Here is a 24,245-nt window from a genome sequence, read left to right as displayed (position 1 = left end):
CCTGCCCCTTTAGTGCAAGAAAAGCTGCCTCACAATACGTCAATAATGTTGGGTATTTATGGTAGAATTTAACAAGGAGGGGTTAAAGTGAAAAAAATGATTATTGCGATTGCTATTTTAACAACGATTTTGCTTTTTGTAACGAAATCGCTTTATGTACAGACGGAAGAGTTTTTTATCATCATTGGTTCATTATCCATTATTTCTATCATTTTTAACCAAAAGACGGATAGGGTTAGTGCTATCTTAGGATCATCATCCATTATAGGATTTCTATTTTGCTTGGTATTTGGTTTGATTGATTTAATAGCAGACCATTTTTTGTATTTTCTTCCGACAGCAAATGAAGATGGAATGCCGTTATCTTTAGCAATGATAATTAACCAGTATAATGACGATTTAATTGTTGGCAGCTTAATATCAATGGCCTGGGTATCAACAATTTCTGTTTTAATATCATGGATATTAACATTAACTAAGAAAAAAAATATCAATCTTTAACTTACGAGGCATTTAAAATCATGCTTGAAATGATAGTTAACTGTCGTGTTTAAAATTTAGGTTCACGTTTTTCAAACTTACATTTGATTGGAAGTTTGTGTGCTGCAAGACGTAATGCTTCTCGTGCCACCTCTTCAGATACACCAGCTAATTCAAACATTACCTTGCCAGGCTTTACAACGGCTACCCAACCTTCAGGAGCACCTTTACCAGAACCCATCCGTACTTCTAGAGGCTTAGCAGTGTAAGGCTTGCTTGGGAAAATTTTAATCCAAACTTTACCGCCACATTTCCTTTTTCCACTAACCTACCCCGTTAACGAAAGAAGTCCAGGAATTCTGTTTTCAGCTCTGTCTCTTCCACCCCTGTATAAAATGCCACTTAAAAGGGATTATCTGGTGAACTTTTTTCGAGATGTATAAAAAACAGCCATCCTTTGAAGGACGGCTGTGTTTATTATTAAATTGTAACTTGTTCTAATTACTACTGTTATTTGTTCTCTTCATTGCTGTCCTTTTTGCCCATTAGTGAAATTGCAATAGCACCAAATATGTCACCAATAAATGATAAAATTGCTGCCATCAGTATAACTCCTTCTTGGATCAACGCACCCTTACTTTAAGTGCACTTTTTCACTAACATTTTTCGCAAAATATCGTATTATTTCCCCAAATTAGCCGTTTAGAGACTTTTTTGTAAATATACCAATTATTATGATGATAATGCCATTTACAGCGAAGAAAAAACTATATGCTACCATTAACATTCCAGTTCCAAATCCACCTGGGTCAAAAGGACTTACACTTACACCGGTTAAAAAGAAGACTAAAGGCGTTAAAAGCAAGATAATTACTCCAGCCCAAATTCTTCTCATCTTATTGTTACCAGAAATTTTGAAAGCAATAAGGTTTGTTAGACATAAGGCAACTACGATTATTAATAGGAAGATAACTTCTATATTAAGCCAACCCCTTTTCTTAATTCTAACACATTTTACTTTATTTTACTTTTACCTTTTATTCCACTAACCTGCCCCGTTAGCTTAACAAGAACAATAGAGCGGATATGCTCAGGAGCGACAAAAAAAAACCCAACTAAACGCTAGCTCTGAACGATATTTATTCTTTATTTTTCACCATACTTACCTTGGCGAAGTGCTTTTCTATACTTTCCGTCTTGTTCTTCCACTGCTATTGCTGCTTCTGGATTAATTCCCTTTATAGAATAATATTTCGTACCTTCTACGTATTTATTTGAAAAATTTTCAGAGTATGTCCCCTCCATATCAGAATACTTTGTTACCTGTCCAATTTCGTTACTTATCTCAACTACATATCCGTCACTTATTTTATAAATATACCCATCCCAAACCACAAATGAAAAAGCCCAATCTGCTGATGATTTTCCTGATTTACCAATGGAACAACCCGTTAAAAACAAAGATAAGAGGATTAACATTAAAGATAAAACGAAATGAGAACGTAACTTCAATAATATCCTCTCCTTCCTTATATAAGACGTAAGTTTATACTTTTAGTTTCAGTCCTTCTTCAACTAACCTGCCCCAATTGTTCAATAAGAAAAAGCTGCAAAAAAGCAGCTCCGAATCTTTATCTCTAACACCCGTTCTTTTTTGCCTGACAAAAGATAAAATGATCATCAGGATTCCAAACGTGCAGATGATCAGCGTGGTATCCTCGCAGCCACAACACTCCGTTAATTCGTCTAAGATAGAAGCCCTTCGGAAAATCATCGTCTTCAGCCAGTATCTCCGACGCTATTGTAATGGAGCCTGATGGAGCTTGATGTCGTTGTATAAGATTCGCCGAACCTTCAGGCTGATCCAGATACTCCAATCTTAGGTGAGGTCCCAGTTCAAGCGGACATAATTCCAAACCAAGTTCGCTTGCTCTTTTAAAGATCTGAGCCGTAGTAGCTCCGTCAGTAAATCCAAGGTCGCTAACGGTTAGTTCCACGGTCTGAAGGCTGTACTTTGTATCAGAAGTTGTAAATTTATCATCAGTTAATAGCCTATCTCCATACTCATTGATCAAGATAGAGTATTGCTGCAATTTCTGGATGAGCTGCGATTTCGTAAGTCCTCCAACCTCTATAGTTCTGGTAATAACTTGACAATTGGGGTATACATTTTCGATACGCAATTGTAATCACTCCTAATATATTGTCTCAAAGGCTGAAAAACCGATATATGGACTGCATGTACTATTCTACAATTCTCGATAAATTTCCTTGTTCAACTAACCTGCCCCTTTAATGCAGTAAGCAAAAAGGCCGACATCAAATAAATCCCATTTTATTCTCAACCAAGATCCGTTATTTAATTTGAAGGCTCTGTTAAAGGATATTGTTGATTTTCTTGTTCAACTAAAGGGGCAGGTTAGTATAAGAAATATGGCTTGTAATGGAAAATCTCAAAAAAACGTTATTTCTATGCCAAAAAAATGTTAATATTTCCTTAAATATTGGAATTTTATAGGAGTGAAGTAAGGTGGACTTGCAACTGTGGGAAGAACATATTGATGATAATCTTAAAGGAGAATTGAATGAGGAAACACTTCAAAAAGTGGAACGACAACTACAGGTGGATTTGCCCGAGTCGTATATTAACTTAATGAAGAAAAGAAATGGATTCTACTTAACAAAGAAATATTATCCTACCACTATCCCTAACAGTTGGGGGAAAAATTCCGTATATGTTAACGAGCTATACGGAATAGATGAAGACTCCGGATTGATTGACACACTCTATTTGCGTAGCGAATGGGGCATACGGAGTAAAAAGTTAGTGATCATTTCAGCAGAACCTCCTACGTTTATATGCTTGGACTATAGACGGAGAAAAAATCCAAGTGTAATCTTCATTGATGTTGAAGCAAATCAAGAGATAAAATTAGCAAAAACCTTTGGGGAATTTTTGAAAGGTCTTGTGGAGGAGATTAATGAAGACGAAATTGACCCTTCCGAAGATAGTTTATTAACTACTCAACAAACCGAGCAATACTACGCTAACATTGATGACATCATACTAAAAGGGAAACCGGCGGACATAGACCGTTATTTTGTAAAGATACTCTCAACAAATAACGAACTAATTAGATATATGGTGGAAAAAATGAGACGCCATGAAAAGCCTAAAGTGCAATATTATTTGATGACATTCTTAATGGAATGTGCAGAAGGAAACAATAAAGGAATAATAGAAAAGGAATACTTATTCGAAGTATTAAATGAAATTTCAAATAGCAAAAATAAAGATGCTACAGACTTTGCCATTTATAGCTTAAAGGAATTTAATAAGAGATTTAGGATTTAAGGACCTCATAAGGTCCTTATTTTTTTCGCTTAAAAATCAACATTGTCGGCTAATTTGAAAAAGAATTGACTAGATCCTTGATTGCTGGTATATCTGGCGGGTTAAGTTGTATTGGTAAATTGGTCAATTCAAAGAACTGCAAATTAGAAACCTCGTTACTATCCTTAATTATTTCACCCTTATAGTCAGTGCAAATATAGGTCGCAGTAACATTGTATACTTCATCGCCGTGCGGATATTTATAATATAGTTCTTCTCCAGAATATACTTTGAATAGTTCAAAGCTATTGGCAACTAAGCCCGCTTCCTCAAATAATTCTCTTGCCGCCACTTCTTCTAATGTTTCTCCTGGTTCCATAGATCCACCGGGCAATGCCCAAAATCCGTTGTCCGTTCTTAACTGTAAAAGGATTCTATTACTTTGCTCTAGGCAGATAACACTTGCTCCGACCATAATTATTGGACGGTTACCGACTATCTTTCTTAAATCCATTATATATCCCATAATACGTACCCCCTGGATGACTTTTATTTAACTTAACATTCGATGTAATCATCCAAATTCCTTCTTCAACTAACCTCCCTCAATAAAGAAACAAAAATCTTCCGATTTCTCCAGTATTCTTAGGTTTTCATAGTTATCTACTTGTCGGTAATATTTTTGTAGTTGGGGATTTATCACTTAAAAGGATATAATTGGACCTCTAAAGGAAAAAGAGTTATAACCCACTAACCAACCAATTACATTTATTGGTTGATGATCCAAAATATGATTGCACTGGCGGATGTCCACATTTCTCATGGAGGTCAACCCTCCCATGCCTCACAGAGTCTTCGCTCTCAAATTCCTTCGTCCAACCTTTCCATGAGGTGGATGTCGGCCATGCTGCCCCACAGGGTCTTCGCCCTTAATTTAGTTGCTTTGCCGACTAATCCGTGCTTCAAATGTCCCCAAATCAATAAAACAACAACTACTATTTCCCTAACGAAAAAAGTCTTAAGCGGCCATTTCTGTCTTCTTGGATATTGACTGATGAGGGATGTCTTTTAACATCTTGTCTTCACTAAAATCAAATTGCTTTTTCCCTATTCCAAAGAAAATTCGGATCAATTTATTACACAATGCAATAAGGGACTGCATCTTCTTTAAAGGGTTATCAGGACGTTGCGTATAGTACACATGTAATGAATGAAACGCTGAGTTTTTGGCTACGAGAACCATACAAACCCGGAACAACAGGGCCCGGAGCTTTTTACGTCCCCTCTTTGTAATCGTCGTTTTCCCCTTGTGCTTACCAGAAGTATTTTCTTTTAAACTCAAGCCGGCCAGCTTGATAATCTGTCGGGGATGAGAGTATTCGCTAAGATCACCTACTTCGGCAAAGAAACCGGCGACCGTGTCCCTGCCAACACCCTTTATCGCCAACATTTGCGGTACACCCGGTATTTCCTCAAGTAAACTATCTATCTGTGCGTCCAATTCTTCGAATTTCACCTGTATTAACTCATATTTAGCCAGAAGCGTTTTCAGTTCCAGTTTTGCCATTTCAGAGCCTTGACGAAGTCCGATGGACTTCTTCGCAGCCTGCTTTAATTCCTGAATCTTATTCAGACCTACACTCCTGGTTACGGCTTTTCTAAGATGAGAAAGCAATTCTTCGTCGGAGAAATCAACTATCTCATGCGGTAACGCATCGAGCTTTAGGAATTGTAACGCTGCCTTGCCCTCCCACTTCTTAAAGACCGTCAGAAATTCAGGAAAGTACCGGTCAATCCAGTTATGAACCTGACCTTGGACTGTCTGAAGATCCTCTGTCAAAAGGTCCCGTATCTTCTTTGCCACCCGTAGTTCGGCATAAACTCCCTGTGGAATTGTAGGTTCTGCGAACCTCCCGTCTTTGACCAGCTGGGCAATGACTTTAGCGTCCTTCACGTCATTTTTAGTGGGAGAATTATCATCAAGCTCCTTGCTTTTCTTCACGTGCAAGGGATTCACAGCTACCAATTTTATTTCATTTTCTTTTAATATGTGAGCCAAATTGAACCAATAATGACCTGTAGGCTCCATCCCCACCATCACATGATCCATGCCTTGTTCTTTCTTGATTTCTAACATCCAATTAAGGAAATGCTCGAACCCTTGTCTTGTATTTTCAAAATAACAGGGCGATCCAAATTCCATTCCCCTAAAGTCCTGGGCACGTGCCACGTGCTTGAATTTTGCAATATCCACCCCTATAATCAAGGTTTGGGAAGTAATTTGAGCAATCTTCTTATTTTGGTTATAATTCATTGTAAAGCCTCCTGGTATATGAGATTTGTCCTTTCCGCTGGCCGAGCTTCAGGACCCTCTCATTCTACCAAGAGGTTATTTTTTTGTTCAAACTCCATTTTCATTCATTACAGGAATGCTGCCCCTTTAGTTGAACAAGAAAAAGATTCGGCAAATTACTTCCGAATTATAAGTTTACTTATTAATCTATATTCATAACAATTTCAAGACCTGTTGGATTATCCTTAAAGGGGTCGCTATACTCCCTAAAAACTAAGTCCATATTTGATATATCATCAGGTAACGGTGGAGAAACAATGAAGTTGTATGTATAATGTCCTGTTGATCCTCCCGCTCGGTCCTGGCGGCAATCATATTTTTCTCCTAAAAACAATTCAAAAGTATTATGATGACGAAGGTCTAATGGTATATCCTTTGCTCCATCCCAATCGATATGGAGTTGTATAACACTCGCATTCTCATATTGCCTAATAACTGTTACGGAATATACCCGGTCTCCTTTTTCGATCGATTTTAAAACCGATAGGTGTTTTCTAAACCCGGTCGGTTCAATACGAGGTTTAAAAAAAGCGTCAATTCTCATTGATCCAAATAGTGATTTTAAGTAATCCTCATATAAATCATACTTTAAAGCCCAGTTAGAAATAACATCCTCGGGTGGAAAACCAGGATTATTATTTGAAATGTCCTTACGTTGTTTTAACAAGGAACATATTTGCTCATCGATTGTGATTAAACGTTCATCATAATAATCTGCTGGTGGCTCAAACGGCATTCGTTTCATTTTCAATCCCCCCTGATTACAAATATTTTACCACAAATTTACATATATGATGAGGAAACTTTCTTCCACTAACCTGCCCCGTTAGCACAATAAGAAAAGCTGCCTCAATGGCAGCCGTTTATCTTTAAATTTTGCACTTGTTAATTTAAGTACAATTTTTCAGCCAGGTTCACTTTCCTTCTTCGTTACGGTTAACCGGTTACGGCTAGGTGGTAGAAATGCCCCTTTTTCAACTAATCTACCTCTAATAAGAGCATTCAACCTCAAAGGTATTAATCCGTCTGGATTAATAACCTTGTTATAGTCACTGGATAATAATGTGTTATAATATTCAAAATAATATAAAAAAGGAGGGGAAGTATGCCTATAATCGTCCCAATACTTATTATTCTTATCTCATTTGTTCTTTCTCATAAAATTAAGAAACCAAAATATGTCCCTTTATTCTTTTTTCTATCGTTTTTCTGTCACAATATTTATATGACTTCACAGAATGTAAAGTTTTTACCTTTATTTTATTGGACAATTGCTTTTACTATGCTATCAGCTTTAACAATCATTACTTCCCGTTCCCTTACAAAAATAGCAAGAAATTGAGCTCGAGTGCTTATATGACCTGTCAATGATAAGTATATAGGCACTTGTTCCTTTTTTATTAAATTTTATAATTATTACTGCATTCTTCTTGTGCTAACCTGCCCCGTTAGCCACCCATGAATCGCACAGATCACCGATTCGCCACAGAGAATGAAAATAGACTGTACAGACGATACTGTTTTTATGCTGGAGAAGAAGGTCTTTGAACTATGGTGCCTAGAGCCCATCCGTTAGTCTGACTCCAACGGCCACGGTGTACCACCGACTGTCGCACCCTTAATGGGTAGCACTCATGGGAGATTAATCCTAATTCTGGTTGTTGCTCCAGCTGCACTCATTTTACTTCAACGAGAAGGACCTGAATTCAAGACATGTACCGCCAATTTTTTATCTAACTATCACGAGGCCCAGCCTCTTTTTAAAAACTGGTTTTTCTGGGTCTATTTTTGTATGCCTTTTTTCAGTTTTTATTTTCATGGGAGTTAAACAAAGCATATTGGACTTGTAATGCTTTTCATAAATGTTATTTAGTCTGCTCAAGAAGCCACCTAAAGAGATTTGGATTCTTATATGCTTCCACCCAGCAGTTGTGACCAACTTCAGGATAATAGGTATATCTAACATTTCCGCCTATCTTTTCTAATCCACTAACAAGTCGTTTTGTATTTTCTATTGGAACTGATTTATCTTTTTCTCCGTGAAATGCCCATACAGGCAAGTTCTTAAGTGCACTGACTTTCTCTGGCATTATGGCTCCACCACAAATAGGAGCTAGCACTAGTTTCAAACAGACATTGGATTACCATTGCATCAAGTTCATAGATGCCTGAAAAATCGCTAATCAAAGTATTGACACTCTGTTCCTGTACTTTTGAAGGCATATGTTTTAAAAATATAATTCGCTCTTTCAGAATTGATAGGGAAACACAGCGACCCCTTCCAAATAATAATTGAAGTGTCGGTCAATATCTGATGGATACCATCCTTCGGAAATGAACTTTTCTATCAATTCATATGTCAGGTCACTTTGTTCACCGGATGAAAGTTGACCGGTTAATGCTGCTTCTTTGTAATCCCATCCTTTTTGAACTCTCCTATAATAGGTTGAGATGGAAACCACACAACGATCTTTCCAATAATAAAATTCAGCATCTTTTCTAGGACCGCCCATTTTATTACCTTCTTGCATAAAGATTGATTAGATGAACAATAATATTAATGTTCATGTTGGGCAGGCATGAAAAACCCTCAGTATCGGCAATTAAAACCCCTCAGTATCGGTAATAAAAAAAGCCTTCCAGTTAACGGGGGGGCTTTTTGACGTTTCATTTCACAATAGGCACTTATCGAGCAGCATCAAGTGTCAGGACTTATCGAGCATCCTTTTCAAATGGTACAAATTCAGAGATTTCAGTACCATATGAACCCCCATAAAGGAAGGGACTTGTGTGGAAACGTTTATTTTGACAGTTATGTGAACTGGTAGGGTTGTTATGCACGCAGAAAGAATACATATCTAAGCATCTTGGGTTTACGCGGCCGGCTCCGATGTTTTGGCACCGTTTTGGGAATCAATTTTCGATAGGGCAGGCCAAGGCTTTTCAGTCTATCTTCCAGTTAAAATTGCAGGTCACAGTCCACTAAGGGTATCTCAATCTGCCCTTTTTCCCTGAGCGTATTAAATGCCTGATAATAATCAGGAGGCAGCATGCGGATCGCTCCTTTCCATCTATTTATCATCATTTTTTAGTCCAATGAGATAAACATTCGACGACGAATAACCAAACACCTGTTCCATTTAAAATGTTTTTTCGGTGCTACCTAAGATAGGCTGGCGGAGTAACCTTACGGTCACTCCTGTTCCCCTTTCAGGTGAGCAATCTACGGCAACTGTCAATGTATCGGAGCGTAGCGAGGATAAGAAGTTGACAGTTTCACTACACCCAGACCCTCTTGGTCTTTCAAAAGGTCCCACCTTTTGACCTGCCTACCGGCGAGGGAGTCCCCAATGAAATGGGGGTTGGGGGTTAAATTTTTTTTGCACAGGATTTCCTTTTTTTTACGATTTTGTAACGGGATCGCCATTTCATCCGTCTGTACATAAGAGGGGGAATTCGATATGAAAAAGTTCACATGGTTCATCCTTTTGGCTGCGGTGCTGATTGCGGTATACATGGGCGTCATGCGGGTGCAAAGCCATATCCCGTCGCCTGAGGCGAAGATCGGGAATCCGCCATCGCCTACCGTCAAGGCGGATGGGAAGGATGTGAAGACATACCTTGGGTCACATTGCTGGAGTAGCCTGGGGGCCGCACGATGCGTGGATTCCATCGGGCCGGCCGGCTTGATTGAGCACCGCGGGGCAAAGCCAGTACCCGTGGAACCGGGCTCGGCCGTTACGGTGGAGTATGGGAAAAAGCCCCATAAGGGAAGCATGGGGGTGAATCTATGGATATCCGAAGGAGAAAGCAAGGCGGTCAGGCTAGAGGAAAATACCTTTTTGGCACCGGAAGAAGCCGGCACCTATGTATATGATGTATTTGCCCACTGGGACAAAGGGGATGCGAGCCATGCCTTTGTAATCGAAGTGAAATAGACGCCTTGGTGACGCGTCTATTTTTGTGTCCAACTGCGGTGCAGAAACACGTGTGTACGGGGGAGAGTGAAGCTCTAATAGGATTTATATATATTTTAATGATTGGTCCTTTTGCTATTCCCTTCTTCAACTAAAGCCCCTATAGTTTAAGTACATTTATTCACAATCTAAACTTATATGATTTTTTTTGTAGAAATCTGACCGCTAATAAACAAAAAAGCTGCCTTTTATGGCAGCAGGATATAAATCTTAATTAAATTTATTTTATAGGAACAGCTTCTTTAATTAACTTGTTGTCATCAGAATCATAAACCATCAAGAAGTATTCCCCAGTGTCTAAAGTAATTCCGTTAAAACGTGAATAGGACAAATCCCCAGGCTTATTCGAATTAAATGCTAAACTTAACTCTCCTTCAACTCCCTCTTGGGATTGGATTTTAAAACGAATATCCTCAATACCGTTTTGAGATAAATCATAATATACGGTTGTTGACATAGGTGTTGTAACTACTTTTCGGATAGTAATTAAATCACCAGAATTAAGTATTATTTGCTTATTCATTTCAAACACTCTTTTTTCTTTCATTAACTGCGATTGGTTTACTACAACCTTAAAAACCCAGGGTCGGTTAATGACTTCAGAGTCCCATCTTTCGTAGCTAATTTCTATTTCTAAATTCTCGGATTTGACTTCCTGGTTTAGCTCTATGTCATTAAAAATGGTGAACATACTATTATTTAATTCAATTGTTTCTCCACCAGTTGTATCTGCCGCATCTTGCCCATTTATTTTTACTGTGGGGGTAATAGCCGTCTGATAATCAACATCTACATCTTGGTTTGGCAGGAAGGTGGAACTTACTAATACACGTTGATCATCTACAATCACTTCATTTAAAGTCAATTTACCAAGTTCATTTTCTGCCGTATGTCCTATTTCTGTTTTATATGAGGAATAGTCAAGATTTTCATTACTATTTATATATTTTTCTATCTTTTCTCCTATAAAAGGCATATCCGCAATAGTTGCCTTATCTAGAGATAAAACTACACTCAACATAACGGCAGCTATACTAATACTTATCATTGTCCATTTATATCGAGGTCCCTTGGAAGAAAGGCTTTTCCCAACCTGCTTCATAATTCTTTTCTTTTCCAAATCCGAAAATTTAATTTCTTTAAATTCAGATAAATCAACCTTTACATCATTTAACTCATTATAAATAGTCATACTTTTACACCTCACTTCTCATTAAAATGTTTCTCAATTTTTTCCTCCCCCTGGAGAGCCTATTATGAACCCAGGATTCTCTTGCTTTATACTCAGTTGCAATCTCACTTGAAGAAACTCCATCAAAATAATACTTTTCGAATATAGCCCTCTCTATATCAGGCAGTTCTTCTAACAAAATCTGCAGGTCAATCTTTTGACTGTCGGTAGTGGGTTGCCCCATACTTTTTGCCGTCAATTCAGCTTTGCTTAAATAATTCTTTTCCTTTTCTGATTTTCTTACATAATCAATAGCTTTGTACTTAGCAATCGCTGCGATCCAATTCTTAAAACTGTTTCTTGACGGGTCAAATGAATCAATGTGGTACCAAATCGACACTAAAACGTCTGCGATACACTCCTCTTTGTCTTGATGATTTCCCTGAAGGTATTTTTGAATTATTGCGTTAAGCAAACCGCCATACATATCTAGTATGTTGTAAAGGCCTTTTTCATTTTTTAATTTAATTTGTTTAACTAAATATCGTTCGTCCACACTCACCTATATCCCCCTTTCCTTATTTTTGTTTTCATAAATTAATACGTAATCAAGTTAAAATTCCTATCACTGATAAAAAATAAACCGATAGAAATATCTATCGGTAAATTACAAGTGAAACTACCCTTACGTAAGGTTCGACCTTTTCAAAAAATAACCCTTATTAAACTCCCTCAACCCCTAATCTGGGATCAGGGCTTAACTGTTCCCCTTATGGGATGTTTATGCAAAAAGGGCATTCTTCTTAAACTAACCTGCCCCTTTTGTTCAATAAGAACTTCAACAAAAAAGGCGTTAATCCTTCCTGGATCAACGTACCCGTTAGCCACCCATGAGTCGCACAGATCAGCGATTCACCACAGAGAATGAAAACAGGCAGTGCAGACTATACTGTTTTAATGCTGGAGAAGAAGGTCTTTGAACTATGGTCCCTAGAGCCCATCCGTTAGTCTGACTCCAACGAGAAGGGACTGAATTTAAGCCGTGTACCGCCAATTTTGTATCTAACTTTCACGAGGCCCAGCCTCTTTTTAAAAACTGGTTTTTCTGGGTCTATTTTGTATGCCTTTTTCGGTTTTTATATTCATGGGAGTTGAAGAAGAAATCTTATTTATAGTCTTTTATGCCATTTTCAAAGGCTTTAATATCGTTATTCTCTATCCCGTGTAACGCTTCCTGTAATGCAAATGTACTTTTATAAAACTTGACTCTCTCGGAAATTTCGTTTCCGTTAGGGTATAAATTAATACACATATTATAAAAATTTTCTCCATAACTAGATAATAATCCCGCAAAATCATATGCAGGGTCTCCTACACCTGAAGCACCGAAATCAATTATCCCTGAAATTTTACAGCCAACAGGTTCCCATAAAATATTTGATGCACCGAAGTCTCCGTGTATAAGAGTTGTTTTTAGGATTGAGGTAGTCTCGTTATTAAGGAAGTTTCCAAAAGAACGAGATATTTCCTTTTTTGCTTCCTCCCTAACAAAAGGAAAAAGTTTATTTTGTATTTTAAGAAATAATTCCGACATTTGTTTATGAGGGGCATTTTCCCCTTGTTTTAGAAACTTCTTTAGTCTTTCATCAGAAATAGAATGAAGCTCCAAAAGGAAGGTTGTAAGCTGGGTTGCAAGCCCTTTTATCATTTTTGGATTCTCAATATTTACGAAATTTTCTCTCCATAAAGGAGTACCTTGAATTAACTTATATCCAGCAAAAGCTATTCCTACTTCCATATATTCAAAAGACTGATATATGGGATTGGGAATTGGCACTGATAAGCTATTATTAATGCTCTCTAATATCTCCATCTCTTTTTTTAAATTCTCTATTCCTTTTTCATATTTGGGGAATCTAAAAATAAATGATTTATTAATGATAAAAACATCGTTGTTTTGTCCAATATCAATACGGTCATAATCCTCAATGTAAAGTTCAGGGTAAACTTGATTAATGCGTTCAAGATACTTACTATTCATAAATGTTATTGCCCCTTTTAGCTATTTATTAATTGTATTTTAATGGTACGAAAGCTAAAAGTCTTGTTAAACTAACCTGCCCCGTTAGCTTAAATAAGCAAATAAGAGCCGCCTTATAGTAGCCCTGATCTTCAAGCTCGAAGAAGATTTTGTTACATCAATCTCCTATAGCCTCTATAATTTGGTTTTGCTCCAATGCTTGTTGGCAAAGTTCCCTTAACTTTTCACTGAATTTCCTTACCCTGTTTTCATACCAATCGTCTTTATTACATTTGTTGATTAGTGAAACGCATATATTTATTAATTCATTTATTTCTGTAATAGAGAATAATTTATTCCCATATGGGTCCAATCCTAGTAGTAAGTCATACTCATTCCCTTGATTGTCCAGTATTTTAGATAGGTAATCGTGTAATTTTTCTTCAAACTTTACACCTCTCTTGTCTGAACCCACAATTACGAAATCAATTCCTACCAAAGTTCTCACCTTCCTAGAACAAATTAGCAATCTACTTCAACTAGCATAACAGTCGCCTTTATTGTTCCTTACTCAAAGTAGGTGTCCATGTAATATTCGAGATATTACAAATAGAATTAATCCCACTACTTTATATGTCACATGTTTTGATTTACTCTTCCTTTGTTGCGTCTTCTTGCTATTGATTTCAATAATAAATATATTAATAACACTAATTCCATATTGCTTCTTCAACTAACCTGCCCCGTTAGCTATCAAGAACAATAGAGCGAATATGCTCAGGAGCGACAAAAAAAGCCAACTAAACGCTAGCTCTGAACGATATTTATTCTTTATTTTTCACCATACTTACCTTGGCGAAGTGCTTTTCTATACTTTCCGTCTTGTTCTTCCACTGCTATTGCTGCTCTGGATTAATTCCCTTAATAGAATAATAGTTCGTACCTTCTACGTATTTATTTGAAAAATTTCCAGAGTATGTCCCCTCCACATCAGAATACTATGTTACCAGTCCAATTTCGTTACTTATCTCAACTACATATTCGTCACTTAATTTATAAATATACCCATCCCAAACCACAAATGAAAAACACCAATCTGCTGATGATTTTCCTGATTTACCAATGGAACAACTCGTTAAAAACAAAGATAAGAAGATTAACATAAAGATAAAACGAAATGAGAACGTAACTTCAATAATATCCATCCTTCCTTATATAAGACGTAAGTTTACACTTTTAGTTTCAGTCCTTCTTCACCTAACCTGCCCCGTTAGTCGAAAAAGAAAAGCCACCATATTGGCAGCCCGATTTTGTATTATACTATCAAATGGTGTTCATACTTATCGTTTAATGCTTTCACTCTATTTCTTCCAGAATTTTTAGCAATATATAAAGCCTCATCCGCTCGCTTTAAAATCGTTTTATATGTATCATTCTTTTTGTAGGTGGATATACCGAAACTCGCTGTCACTCTGCCTACAGTGGAGAAAGCATGGTCTTCAATAACTTGCCTTACCCATTCCGCGTACTGTTCAGCTTCATTTATGTTTTTACCGGTTGAAAGGAGGATAAATTCTTCACCTCCCCAGCGGCCAAACAAGACAGTTGGCTCTATAAGACTCCGCACTAAAGAAGCAAATTCTTGCAGAACACTATCACCGGCATCATGTCCATAGGTGTCATTAATTTGCTTAAAATGGTCTATGTCAAAATATACAACAGAAAATACGGTCTCCTGCTCTTCGGAATGCCTTAGATGTTCCTCAAGCCAAATATCAATCATTCTTCTATTTGGGACACTGGTTAGTGAATCTTGAAAGGCCAGTTTGCTCTCCATTTCTGTTTTTATATAAACAGCGATTAGTTTCCTAAAGAAATAGAAAATTAATAAAAATACTAAATTAGAAATATACAATTGCGGTAACGTATCCATTTCTCTGGCAGTATGGGTAAAATGCGGCAGACCCATTATCAGTGTGAAACCGTATATAAAAAGAGAATATAGTAAAGCTTGTGTCCTAGGAAGCATGATAAACACACATATGTAAAATAGCGGACACCATAGCAAATATAATTTAAACATGTCTTGTTCCAAGCCAATAATGGAAATATAAAATCGGCTGCAGTGAAAAATTGTAAATAATACTAAAGCGATATATTCAAACATTTGTACATAAACATCTCGATAAACAACGATCCAAAATAAAATCAAAAAAGCGGAGAAGATAGGTGATGCGATGACGGTGAAATCATCCGTATACGGAGAAAATAACCAATATGAGGTTAATGATAAGATAAGGATTGGTAAGGCCACCAAATAGATTTGTCTCTGAAATAAGCGGAAATTGTCTGATTTAATATGCTCGCTCACTTGTGCACCTGCTGTTCCCATTACTGATATATCACATTTTTATAGCGACATATATATTTAGTATCGGATGAAAGTGGAATTTTTTTAGGGAAAAAGTGGCTTCTCTTAAATTACTAATAATCAAATTAAACACCAATTCAAAAAAAGACCCTTTTAACGGTTCAACTAGGCAAAACTCTCTATTTTCCTGCCGTTCAACTTCGTCGTTCGTCCGGGGTAAAAAAGCGGTCATATTCCTTTACTGTTGTTCAACTAACCTGAAAAAAGCACGCACTTAGTTTTAGTGGCAAATCATCGCTATTATTTTGGTTTTATTTTAAAAACTGTTTTTCCACTATGCTTAATTCCTTCGGCTTCCCAATCCAAATTAAATTCTAGAATTGAATTACTCTTGGAATAGACACTGTCCTTATAATCCGCACTTCCAGTTGTAGGTGCAGGTACCCGTGGCTCCATTCCATTATAGGTGATTTTAGTTTTATCATAATTAGTAAGAGTGATATTAACTGGCTTATTCCCAAGGTATTCTAACTTCGTGTCATATACCCATTTGCTTTTTTCTTTTCTGGGACTTACAGTTATATCCCATTCCTCTATATTTTCCTTCAGCGTTTGTTCAACAATTAAACTTTGCGAGGGTTGCGATACATTTTGACAAGCATTTAGGATAAAAACAATCGATATAAGGATAACTAAACTGTGACGCATAAGGCCTCCTAGAATATAGTTTTGAAGAACATATTCGTTAGTTATCTATCAAATCCTTCTTAAACTCCCTCAGTATGATTCGATTTTCTTCCAAATGCTCGCTCATTCGCAGGATTTCAAACTCCTTGGTCTTAGGTCACCTTTTGTTCGAAGTAAGTTTGGGCCAACTTGGCTACGTGAAGGCATGGTTAAATAAAGGAGTTGGAAAACCACTCCATAATTTGCCATATGATGTACTACTCCACGCCGCCCCTGGAGGCTTTCCCTCCCATGTCTCAACGGGTCTAAGTTGCCCTGTCATTCCTTCGTCATGCCTTTCCAAGGGGTGGAGGCCAGTTATGCTAACCTAATGGGTCTGTGCCCTTTTGTTGAAGAAATCTGGTACTCCGTACATATTTGAAATCCTGCGAATGAGCCAACATTTGAAAATCTATTGCTTGGTTTAGGTGTGTTCTCTCCGAGAACGTAAGAGTTGTATTACGCTGCGATGTCTTTTATGGGCTGCACTTTATGGGCATAATACACTTCGTTCTTACGTGCTATTCCAACAAAGATCCTGGCCAACTTGCCAATCAATTTCATGATGGATTTCATTTTTTTCATTTTCTTCACTTTGACATTATGGGCATGTATCGCCTTAAATTCTGGATTGTTCATCACAAGGCTCATAGTGGCTAAATAAAGGAAACGCCGCAGTCTTGACCGTCCACGCTTGGATATGACGGTCTTGCCTTTCCATTTTCCCGAACTCGCTTCCACCAGGTGGAGTCCTGCATGGCGAAGCAGTGAGTTGCCATGCGAGAAACCACTTAAATCCCCAGCTTCACCCAGGATGCCAGCCAGGGAGATCTCGCTAATCCCTTTAATCATAAGCAGTTTTCTTGCGAAAGGAATCGAGTCCAATACCTCCTTGACGGCCTGTTCCACCCTATCCATTTGTTGGACCGCAAGATCATATTCCTCCAATAATTGTTCAAGGTGGAATCTATAAGCACCAAGGGCCTGCCTTGTACCAACAGAGTTCATGGCCACCTGGACAAGCAATTGGGCTTTCTTCATTCCAGGCTGCCTCTTCATGACGGATCTCCACCCCATGACGATCTGTTCCGGTGTCATGGAACGCAGTTCCATCGGCAATGGGAATAGCCTGAGGGTAGCGATCGCTCCCTTGGCCGTTATATCTTTAAATACCTGCCTGAGTTCAGGAAAAACGATGTCCACCCAACGGTTTAATTGATTAATAGAGCTGACCAGCCGTTTGACAATCACATCCCTGTTCGACATTAGCACCCTGAGTTGTTCAAATGATTCCGAAGTGTTTCTCACAAAAGCATAATATCCGTTCTTCACCATATCAGCTATTACAAGGGCATCTTTCCTGTCACTCTTTGATTGGGTATTATCTCGGTTTTCCTTGTTCCTCTTCACTAAATGCGGATTCACGGTTACTACTTCGATATCTTGTTTCATCAGCCATTTGGAAAGGTTGATCCAGTAATGGCCCGTAGGTTCCATACCGACTGTAGCCGCCTCGAGTCTATGTATTCTTTTAATCTCGTGTATCCAGTTTAATAATGTCGAAAATCCACCTTCATTATTTTCAAAGGTGATGGGTTCTCCCACTACAATCCCACGATAGTTCACGGCTCTCGCTACGTGAAAGTGTTGTGCAATATCCACGCCAATAACCAGATGCTTATCAGTAATTCTTTCTATTAGTTGATTTTGTTTGTCCTGCATTTTAAACTTCATATAAGGGGTTCCTCCTAAGATGTTGAGTTTGAGTCGAGTCTTACTCATCTATCTTACTGAGGGCCCCTATTTTTATCAAAGCTCAAAATAACGATCTACAGGAATGCTAACCTGCCCCGTTAGCACAAGAAGAAAGGGGTTCCGCAGCCTTCCCCTTGAGGTAATCTCTGTACTCCACACAGAATCGAGCTGCTTTTACTCCCAATTACAGTGACGTGTCGAGCGAGCTCGTTACGCAAAAGGTACCGGCATACATTTTAAGCTCTCTCTCCGCTTTTGTTATCCTCCCAATTCCTTTTTCAAACTCTTCCTTACTTTTATGCATTAAGAAAAGCTACTTCTAGGTAGCCAGGAATCATGCTCAGTGCTTGAGGGATTAATTATTGGATGACAATGTCATCTTTCTTGTTTAGAATCCACAAAAATGAAATAGCAATCGATAATATGCCAATGATCAAAAAACTGTTTTGAAACATTTTTAGCCCCTCCGTAGAAGAACTTGTTAGCAACCAACTTAAGAATAAATTGATTACTCCAATTATGGTTAGAAAAGTAAAATATACTTTATTCCTTCGGTTAAATAGGATATATCCTACAAGAAAAACAAGATACGTCCCACTAAGGAGCATAAGTATTGGAAAAGTAGGCATGAATTTTGCCGCATAAACAAAATGGTCGATCCATATAATCTCTTTATCATTCTCTACCTGTCCATTTACGAAATTCGAAAATAAAGCGGAATATTTCCAATCCCATGGATCATCTAATATTTGACTGCCTTCATACAAAGCTGCAAAAGTAGAAAATAGGAAAATCATGCTAGATAAACCAAGCTGGATTAGGATTTTATATGACATCGAATTCACCTCGTAATAATTAATTTTAATCGTGTAAATTAATTCCATTATATATCAAGATGTTTCCATGCTCACAGACAAATTCTCACGAATTTTCCGAGCGTGCATCAATCCGTTCTACAATAGATATAACATGCCATCATTGGGAGGGTACTTTACGGAAAAAGCACTGTTGATCCTTGGCGGCCTCATTTTCGTATTCGCCGCCTTCACCCTGTTAGTAGACTTTCAACGATGTCTATAGTAAAAATAAAATTGTAACTAGGTATAATGATCTATTAATCCATGAAGGAAATAACGAGCCGACTAACGAAGAAAAACCTATCTGAGTTTTCCGCTCTGTTCGCCTTATTTGTAATCTCTTTTCTATAAAAAACAAATGGAGTGAATACAATGGCTTTAAATCTTGATGAACAATATATGGAGCTTTTTCATAATTGGAGCCAGGATTTTGAAGACAAACTGTTAAATCAGGCAGAAAACGTACGGTATATGATAGATCACATTCTTACAGTCGGAAATATCGACCTTTTGAACAACGCCCACCTATTAGTCGAGTACGTGTTCGGGGAGAAAGAGGAGGCGTTGGACACATTCGCAGAAAAAGAAGGCATCTCATGGGCATCCCATGAGTTGACATTTATCCTTCAAACTTGAATGGGTCCAGGCGATCCGCCGAACTTTGTGGCTATTTCTGGAGAAAGTTCATGAAGAAAACGTTCAACCTCTGGCTGATGGTGATTTTTTTGAACTGGAAAGGAAAATCAATGATCGGATTGACCAATTTCTTAATGGATTTTTTCTGCATTATTCTGCTTACAAAGACAAATTGATTAAAGCTCAGAAATCCATTGTTCACAACCTGTCTGTTCCCATTATACCCATTTTTCCTTCCATTTGTGTTCTCCCCTTAATAGGAGAAATTGATATGCAAAGGTCACGAATCATTGAAGAAAAAGTCTTGCTGAAAATCAATAGGCTCCGGATTGAGACACTCATTATGGATTGGTCTGGCATCCTCAAAGTGGAAGCAAAGGTACTCCACCACCTTTTGCGGATCATCGAGGGGGGCAATCTGATGGGATGCAAGTCTGTCCTTACAGGGCTTCGGCCTGAAATCGTACGAAATATCACAAGACTTGGACTGACGTTTGAAAACAAGGCGGAAACAAAGGCAACCCTCCGGCAGGCTTTGGAAGATTACATGCCATTCTCACAGTAACGATATACTACGCCCTTTAATAATGTGAAGGGCTTCTTTTTATTTCGCCAAACACTAAACGTGCTACTACAATTCAGTCCAATTATCAATTATACATAACCCTTCAGTAATCCTACTTCAACCAACCTGCCCCTTTAGCACAATAAGAATTGAAAAACCAATCACCTACCGTTAGAAAACACACCTGTTTAGTTATCACCTAGAATGTAAATAAGATTGTTGTTCCATGCCTGGTGCTGTAGGCATGTGATGTTACTTCGGGATGACTCGTTCAGCTATGGTCTCATTCACTTGTATGGACTCATGATTTTTGATAATCATCTCATACATCAATTGATTATAAGCTCTTTTATACTGATTCCCGTCTAATTCTTCCGGTTTCCCGATCAAGGATTCTGCATATTTTTCAGCAACGAGGTCCATTTCAACCTGTTCCTCTACACGATGCCAATACAGCACCTCTTCCATGCCCAATTTCTTTATGATTTTATCATGGAAAGGACGGTTACCATCATTCATAAGGTCCGTCATCGTGTTTAACACTTCTAAACGGTCTGGCCCAAGGCCTGCATTTGACCCCATGGTATAAAAAATTTGATGGGCTAATAGAAAAATGAGTTCTTCCTTCGATTCGATAACCGTTCCCAGAGGTACACGCATTTCTTGTCCTTGATATGTCGCAAAAATATCTTCTTTCAGCGGAGCTGTTACATCCTTGATGACCGCCAACACCGCATCCGGACTATATTTTTCTTCTATACTAGATTTGACTTTTGGAAAGGTCATGTCCGTATCTTTCTTTTTTTCAAACTCCTTCGCATCATCTGAGCTTGGCCCTAGTTTGCTTATTTCATAAATAATCCCGATAACCAGTAAAATCATGATTGCAACCCAAAACTTCTTGGCCATTTAAATTCTCCCTTCCCAAATGCCGATACAAAAGGTAATTTTGCAATTTTGTATCCTTTTGTGATATTTCTTGTAATATGACTCAATTTATATCAATTCGTTTTTCCAAATACACTTCCTTCCTGAAAATAACCTGCCCCGTTACCTTAATAATAATTAATAAGGATAAGGTATGAATATAGCAAAAAATGTTAAGAGCAAGTTTTTAATTGTTGTTATAGTAAGTGTAAGGCAGGTGAAGATGAGTGGGTTATCAAGAAATTATGCAACAGATAGTGGATTATATTGAGGAGAACTTGCATGAGCAGGTAACATTGGCAGGGCTAGCTAAGCTTGCTAACTTTTCTCCTTTTCATTTTCACCGTGTATTTCAGGCAATGGTCGGTGAGTCTGTAATGGACTACGTAAGAAAAAGACGGCTTACAAGGGCGGCCGAGCGATTGTACTATTCAGGTGATAAGGTGATCGATATAGCCTTTGATATCGGCTTTCAATACCAGGAATCTTTTAATCGTTCATTTAAAAAGGTGTATGGAGTCTCACCCAAGCAGTACCGTGACTCTGAGAGATTAGCTGGGCCCTTAATCGGAAAAGCCTGCCTAGATATACCCCAATTATTAGGAGGGAATAGCATGGAACCTAAAGTAATCACAAAACCAGCTTTTCACGTGATTGGCTTCGAACTCAAAACGAGAAATGTTGACGGCCAGAACAATAAGGATATCCCGGAATTCTGGCAACAGTACATGCAAAACAGTTTAGGCTGCAAGATTCCAAACCCGGTTTATAAGAATCAGGAGCTCGGTATCTGTACTGATTTTAATCCGGAGACAGGTGAATTTATTTACTTGATTGGTATGGAAGTTGAGGAAGGATCTGTAGCACCTGAAGGAATGGTATATAGAAGTGTTCCGGAGGAAGAGTACGCTGTTTTTACAACTCCAAAGGCAAATGACCAAACTTTCAGCCTTACAATTCAATCCACCTGGAATAAGATTTTTACAGAGTGGTTTCCGGAGACGGGTTATGAACATGCTGGTACGACCGAGTTCGAACTGTATGATGAAAGATGTCACGGTTCGGAAAACAAAGTAATGGACATTTATATCCCTATTAAAAGGCAATCAAAAAAGGTTTAGCTCAAATATAGGTACTAAGCATTCTTGCTAAGTGCCTTTTAAATTCAATTATGTATTTTTGGCCATAAAAAGAATTATTCTTAATTAAACTAACCTACCCCGTTTGTTCAATAAGGTAATTCCACAAAAATAGCGTTGTTCCCTTTTGGATCAACGCACCCTTTAGTTCATTAAGTTTATTTTATAAAATCGTTAATTAATTGCTCTGTTGTCAGTATTGTGGCAAATTCATCGTGCAAAGTAGCTAGCGATATATTATGTATAGTTGCGGCATCATAATATGTATCATTGTGGTCCTTCATACCGAAGGCTGCTGTTGCATCGGAAATCAGGTAAGTAGCAAAACCTAAATTACCACTCATTCTTGTGGTTGTTGATACACAATGAGGTGTTGTCAAACCAGTTATAACAACTGTTGTTATTCCATTGACCTTTAAATACTCTTCTAAATTTGTACCAATAAAGCTACTATTTACTTTCTTTGTTATAATTACATCTTCATCAATAGGTTCAACTATATCTTTTATAGCATACCCCTCATTTTTCGGATAAAATAAAGAATTAGGATTATCGGAAGTGTGTTGTATGTGTATTACTACATCCTTTTTCTCTCCAAGTTGCAGTATCTTTCTAATGTTTTCTTCTGCATTTGGGTTATTTCGCTCTCCCCATTTTTCATCATCGAAAGCTTTTTGTACATCTACTATAATTAAAGCTTTTTTCTTATCCATCATATGATTTCTCCCTAGGATAGTAAGCAAGCAGTCTCAGGTTTCTTAGGTCTTCTTACAAGCTCTCCTCCGCAATTTGGACAAACGTGGTCCATTTTTTCCGTGCAAGGAGTACAAAAAGTACATTCATGCACACATATATATGCCGTAACAGTTTCCTCTATTGATGATTCACAACGTTCACATTTGTTTCTCATTTCTAATGCCACTATCGATCAATCCCCTCTCTCTATGTTTGCAGGGAAAATATAACATGTAAGTGAATCGGACAAAAGAGACAGTTTTCCAATTATTTCGGGGGTCAGTTAATTTTATGATTGGGCTTATTGTTTCCATGCTTACCCTCGCACAACTTTTCGATCTTCCATCCAAAAACATTTTTGTAAAACTCAATGGTCCTTTGTGTATCCGCTACCTGGATTTCAAAATGAGCTATTCCATGCACGATGATATCCTCCTAAAAGGTGTTTTTGGTTAATCTTATATAAGAATCTCTATCAGCACCTATACTAATCTCGTTTCAATAACCTTTCATTGTCCCCCGCCTTAAGAAAATCAAGAATATGAAATACGTTCTTTTTACTTTCCTGCTCCATGCAATTCATCGTAATTTTGGCTTCCGGCATGCCTAAATCCAATAAAAAATTCTGCCTCAGTCTTTTTATCCTCGTTTCTTGGTTTATGCCATACATCCGCCGAACCTTAAAGAGCATGCATAGTACAATTCTTTATCCTCACAGGTATTCCGTTCCAGAACTCGTGAATATTAATCGACATTATGAATGAACATCGCTTGCTCCAAATGCTCAAATTCCTTGTCGAATCAATATTCCTTTGTTCTATACGGTCAAAATTCTCCAGGTATCTAGGCTTTTTTTTCCTTTATTACTTTGAATATTTTTATTTTCCATTATAGTCTAAAGTGCGTTTCCACAAAAGTTCCAGATTATCCAACGCAATGTCTCTTACTTGTTCTTCTACATGACGTTCAAGGATTTGATATTCTTCTTCCACTAGGCCCGTATGCGAAATATCATCGGTGACCACCAGTTTAATGTTACGGCCCGCTCGGTTCTTGCCTTTAACGGTTTTGAGCATGGAGGTAACTGCTTCTCGGGCGAAGAAATTAAGGCTCTGACAAACTTAAGCTCGGAAGAGCTACCGAAGTTAAAAGAAAAAGAGTTAAGACCACTATAATTGCTTCCTAGTTAAAGGTCGTCT

Annotated in this window: 27 protein-coding genes and 1 pseudogene; 6 read left to right on the top strand and 22 right to left on the bottom strand. The window is 37.8% G+C overall.

The genetic code is table 11. From position 1 onward, the window contains the following. Positions 1–87 precede the first annotated feature (87 nt). On the top strand, positions 88–501 hold the full coding sequence (locus tag V1500_RS01675; protein ID WP_409303928.1) for a hypothetical protein: 414 nt from the start codon (positions 88–90) through the stop codon (positions 499–501). A 49-nt stretch (positions 502–550) separates the two neighbouring features. On the opposite strand, the pseudogene rplP reads toward V1500_RS01675, so the two are convergent. The 4 genes and pseudogenes from rplP to V1500_RS01655 all read right to left on the bottom strand — a co-directional run. After that, a pseudogene (gene rplP / locus V1500_RS01670) lies at positions 551–793 on the bottom strand (50S ribosomal protein L16); the annotation flags it as partial. A 381-nt stretch (positions 794–1,174) separates the two neighbouring features. Next, the gene (locus tag V1500_RS01665; protein WP_409303927.1) at positions 1,175–1,375 is read right to left on the bottom strand and encodes a hypothetical protein; all 201 of its coding nucleotides are present in this window, start codon (positions 1,373–1,375) and stop codon (positions 1,175–1,177) included. A gap of 251 nt (positions 1,376–1,626) precedes the next feature. Beyond that, a complete protein-coding gene (locus V1500_RS01660; RefSeq protein WP_409303926.1) occupies positions 1,627–1,992 on the bottom strand; it encodes a hypothetical protein in 366 nt (121 codons plus the stop codon). A gap of 125 nt (positions 1,993–2,117) precedes the next feature. After that, the gene (locus tag V1500_RS01655; protein WP_409303925.1) at positions 2,118–2,663 is read right to left on the bottom strand and encodes a helicase; all 546 of its coding nucleotides are present in this window, start codon (positions 2,661–2,663) and stop codon (positions 2,118–2,120) included. A gap of 347 nt (positions 2,664–3,010) precedes the next feature. Here V1500_RS01655 and V1500_RS01650 point away from each other — a divergent pair, with 347 nt between their 5' ends. Then, positions 3,011–3,835 carry an SMI1/KNR4 family protein gene (locus V1500_RS01650; protein ID WP_409303924.1) on the top strand — a complete coding sequence of 275 codons (825 nt, stop codon included), beginning with the start codon at positions 3,011–3,013 and terminating at the stop codon, positions 3,833–3,835. Positions 3,836–3,884: 49 nt separating this feature from the next. On the opposite strand, the gene V1500_RS01645 is transcribed toward V1500_RS01650, so the two are convergent. From V1500_RS01645 to V1500_RS01625, 5 genes are all read right to left on the bottom strand, one after another. After that, positions 3,885–4,340, bottom strand: a complete 456-nt coding sequence (locus tag V1500_RS01645) for an NUDIX hydrolase (RefSeq protein WP_409303923.1) — start codon at positions 4,338–4,340, stop codon at positions 3,885–3,887. A 492-nt stretch (positions 4,341–4,832) separates the two neighbouring features. Further along, positions 4,833–6,128, bottom strand: coding sequence for an IS110 family transposase (locus V1500_RS01640; protein WP_409303922.1), 1,296 nt, complete (start codon positions 6,126–6,128; stop codon positions 4,833–4,835). A gap of 181 nt (positions 6,129–6,309) precedes the next feature. Next, positions 6,310–6,912 carry a hypothetical protein gene (locus tag V1500_RS01635; protein ID WP_409303921.1) on the bottom strand — a complete coding sequence of 201 codons (603 nt, stop codon included), beginning with the start codon at positions 6,910–6,912 and terminating at the stop codon, positions 6,310–6,312. A 1,120-nt stretch (positions 6,913–8,032) separates the two neighbouring features. After that, on the bottom strand, positions 8,033–8,257 hold the full coding sequence (locus V1500_RS01630) for a prolyl oligopeptidase family serine peptidase (protein ID WP_409303920.1): 225 nt from the start codon (positions 8,255–8,257) through the stop codon (positions 8,033–8,035). 159 nt (positions 8,258–8,416) lie between these two features. Beyond that, positions 8,417–8,680 (bottom strand): hypothetical protein, encoded by a 264-nt coding sequence (locus tag V1500_RS01625; protein ID WP_409303919.1) that lies wholly within the window; start codon positions 8,678–8,680, stop codon positions 8,417–8,419. 948 nt (positions 8,681–9,628) lie between these two features. Between V1500_RS01625 and V1500_RS01620 the strand changes: the two genes are divergently transcribed. Continuing rightward, on the top strand, positions 9,629–10,105 hold the full coding sequence (locus V1500_RS01620; protein ID WP_409303918.1) for a hypothetical protein: 477 nt from the start codon (positions 9,629–9,631) through the stop codon (positions 10,103–10,105). 259 nt (positions 10,106–10,364) lie between these two features. On the opposite strand, the gene V1500_RS01615 is transcribed toward V1500_RS01620, so the two are convergent. From V1500_RS01615 to V1500_RS01580, 8 genes are all read right to left on the bottom strand, one after another. Then, the gene (locus V1500_RS01615; RefSeq protein ID WP_409303917.1) at positions 10,365–11,336 is read right to left on the bottom strand and encodes a DUF4179 domain-containing protein; all 972 of its coding nucleotides are present in this window, start codon (positions 11,334–11,336) and stop codon (positions 10,365–10,367) included. Positions 11,337–11,340: 4 nt separating this feature from the next. After that, positions 11,341–11,877 (bottom strand): sigma-70 family RNA polymerase sigma factor, encoded by a 537-nt coding sequence (locus V1500_RS01610; protein WP_409303916.1) that lies wholly within the window; start codon positions 11,875–11,877, stop codon positions 11,341–11,343. A gap of 603 nt (positions 11,878–12,480) precedes the next feature. Then, the gene (locus V1500_RS01605) at positions 12,481–13,356 is read right to left on the bottom strand and encodes an aminoglycoside phosphotransferase family protein (protein ID WP_409303915.1); all 876 of its coding nucleotides are present in this window, start codon (positions 13,354–13,356) and stop codon (positions 12,481–12,483) included. A 157-nt stretch (positions 13,357–13,513) separates the two neighbouring features. Next, the gene (locus tag V1500_RS01600) at positions 13,514–13,834 is read right to left on the bottom strand and encodes a hypothetical protein (RefSeq protein ID WP_409303914.1); all 321 of its coding nucleotides are present in this window, start codon (positions 13,832–13,834) and stop codon (positions 13,514–13,516) included. Between the two features lie 816 nt (positions 13,835–14,650). After that, the gene (locus V1500_RS01595; RefSeq protein WP_409303913.1) at positions 14,651–15,706 is read right to left on the bottom strand and encodes a GGDEF domain-containing protein; all 1,056 of its coding nucleotides are present in this window, start codon (positions 15,704–15,706) and stop codon (positions 14,651–14,653) included. 300 nt (positions 15,707–16,006) lie between these two features. Continuing rightward, positions 16,007–16,414, bottom strand: a complete 408-nt coding sequence (locus V1500_RS01590) for a hypothetical protein (RefSeq protein ID WP_409303912.1) — start codon at positions 16,412–16,414, stop codon at positions 16,007–16,009. Between the two features lie 477 nt (positions 16,415–16,891). Then, a complete protein-coding gene (locus tag V1500_RS01585; RefSeq protein ID WP_409303911.1) occupies positions 16,892–18,166 on the bottom strand; it encodes an IS110 family transposase in 1,275 nt (424 codons plus the stop codon). Positions 18,167–18,546: 380 nt separating this feature from the next. Next, entirely contained in the window at positions 18,547–19,023 is a 477-nt protein-coding gene (locus V1500_RS01580; protein WP_409303910.1) for a YjdJ family protein, read from the bottom strand. A 393-nt stretch (positions 19,024–19,416) separates the two neighbouring features. Between V1500_RS01580 and V1500_RS01575 the strand changes: the two genes are divergently transcribed. Further along, positions 19,417–19,680, top strand: coding sequence for a hypothetical protein (locus tag V1500_RS01575; RefSeq protein ID WP_409303909.1), 264 nt, complete (start codon positions 19,417–19,419; stop codon positions 19,678–19,680). A 271-nt stretch (positions 19,681–19,951) separates the two neighbouring features. After that, positions 19,952–20,245, top strand: a complete 294-nt coding sequence (locus V1500_RS01570; RefSeq protein WP_409303908.1) for an STAS domain-containing protein — start codon at positions 19,952–19,954, stop codon at positions 20,243–20,245. Positions 20,246–20,497: 252 nt separating this feature from the next. On the opposite strand, the gene V1500_RS01565 is transcribed toward V1500_RS01570, so the two are convergent. Continuing rightward, positions 20,498–21,154 carry a hypothetical protein gene (locus tag V1500_RS01565; protein WP_409303907.1) on the bottom strand — a complete coding sequence of 219 codons (657 nt, stop codon included), beginning with the start codon at positions 21,152–21,154 and terminating at the stop codon, positions 20,498–20,500. Between the two features lie 263 nt (positions 21,155–21,417). On the opposite strand from V1500_RS01565, the gene V1500_RS01560 reads away from it, so the two are divergent. Beyond that, a complete protein-coding gene (locus tag V1500_RS01560) occupies positions 21,418–22,293 on the top strand; it encodes an AraC family transcriptional regulator (RefSeq protein ID WP_409305887.1) in 876 nt (291 codons plus the stop codon). 176 nt (positions 22,294–22,469) lie between these two features. On the opposite strand, the gene V1500_RS01555 is transcribed toward V1500_RS01560, so the two are convergent. The 4 genes from V1500_RS01555 to V1500_RS01540 form a co-directional block, all read right to left on the bottom strand. Next, positions 22,470–23,024, bottom strand: a complete 555-nt coding sequence (locus V1500_RS01555; protein ID WP_409305886.1) for a cysteine hydrolase family protein — start codon at positions 23,022–23,024, stop codon at positions 22,470–22,472. Between the two features lie 14 nt (positions 23,025–23,038). Then, entirely contained in the window at positions 23,039–23,233 is a 195-nt protein-coding gene (locus V1500_RS01550) for a DUF1272 domain-containing protein (RefSeq protein WP_409303906.1), read from the bottom strand. A 92-nt stretch (positions 23,234–23,325) separates the two neighbouring features. Beyond that, a complete protein-coding gene (locus V1500_RS01545; RefSeq protein ID WP_409303905.1) occupies positions 23,326–23,469 on the bottom strand; it encodes a VOC family protein in 144 nt (47 codons plus the stop codon). A gap of 455 nt (positions 23,470–23,924) precedes the next feature. Next, entirely contained in the window at positions 23,925–24,122 is a 198-nt protein-coding gene (locus tag V1500_RS01540; protein WP_409303904.1) for a hypothetical protein, read from the bottom strand. Positions 24,123–24,245: the final 123 nt, after the last annotated feature.

The sequence above is a fragment of the Peribacillus sedimenti genome (genome assembly GCF_046237635.1).
GTDB lineage: Bacteria > Bacillota > Bacilli > Bacillales > DSM-1321 > Peribacillus > Peribacillus sedimenti.
The sequence above is the reverse complement of the archived record's forward strand: the minus strand, read 5'-3'. Positions and strand labels throughout refer to the sequence as shown.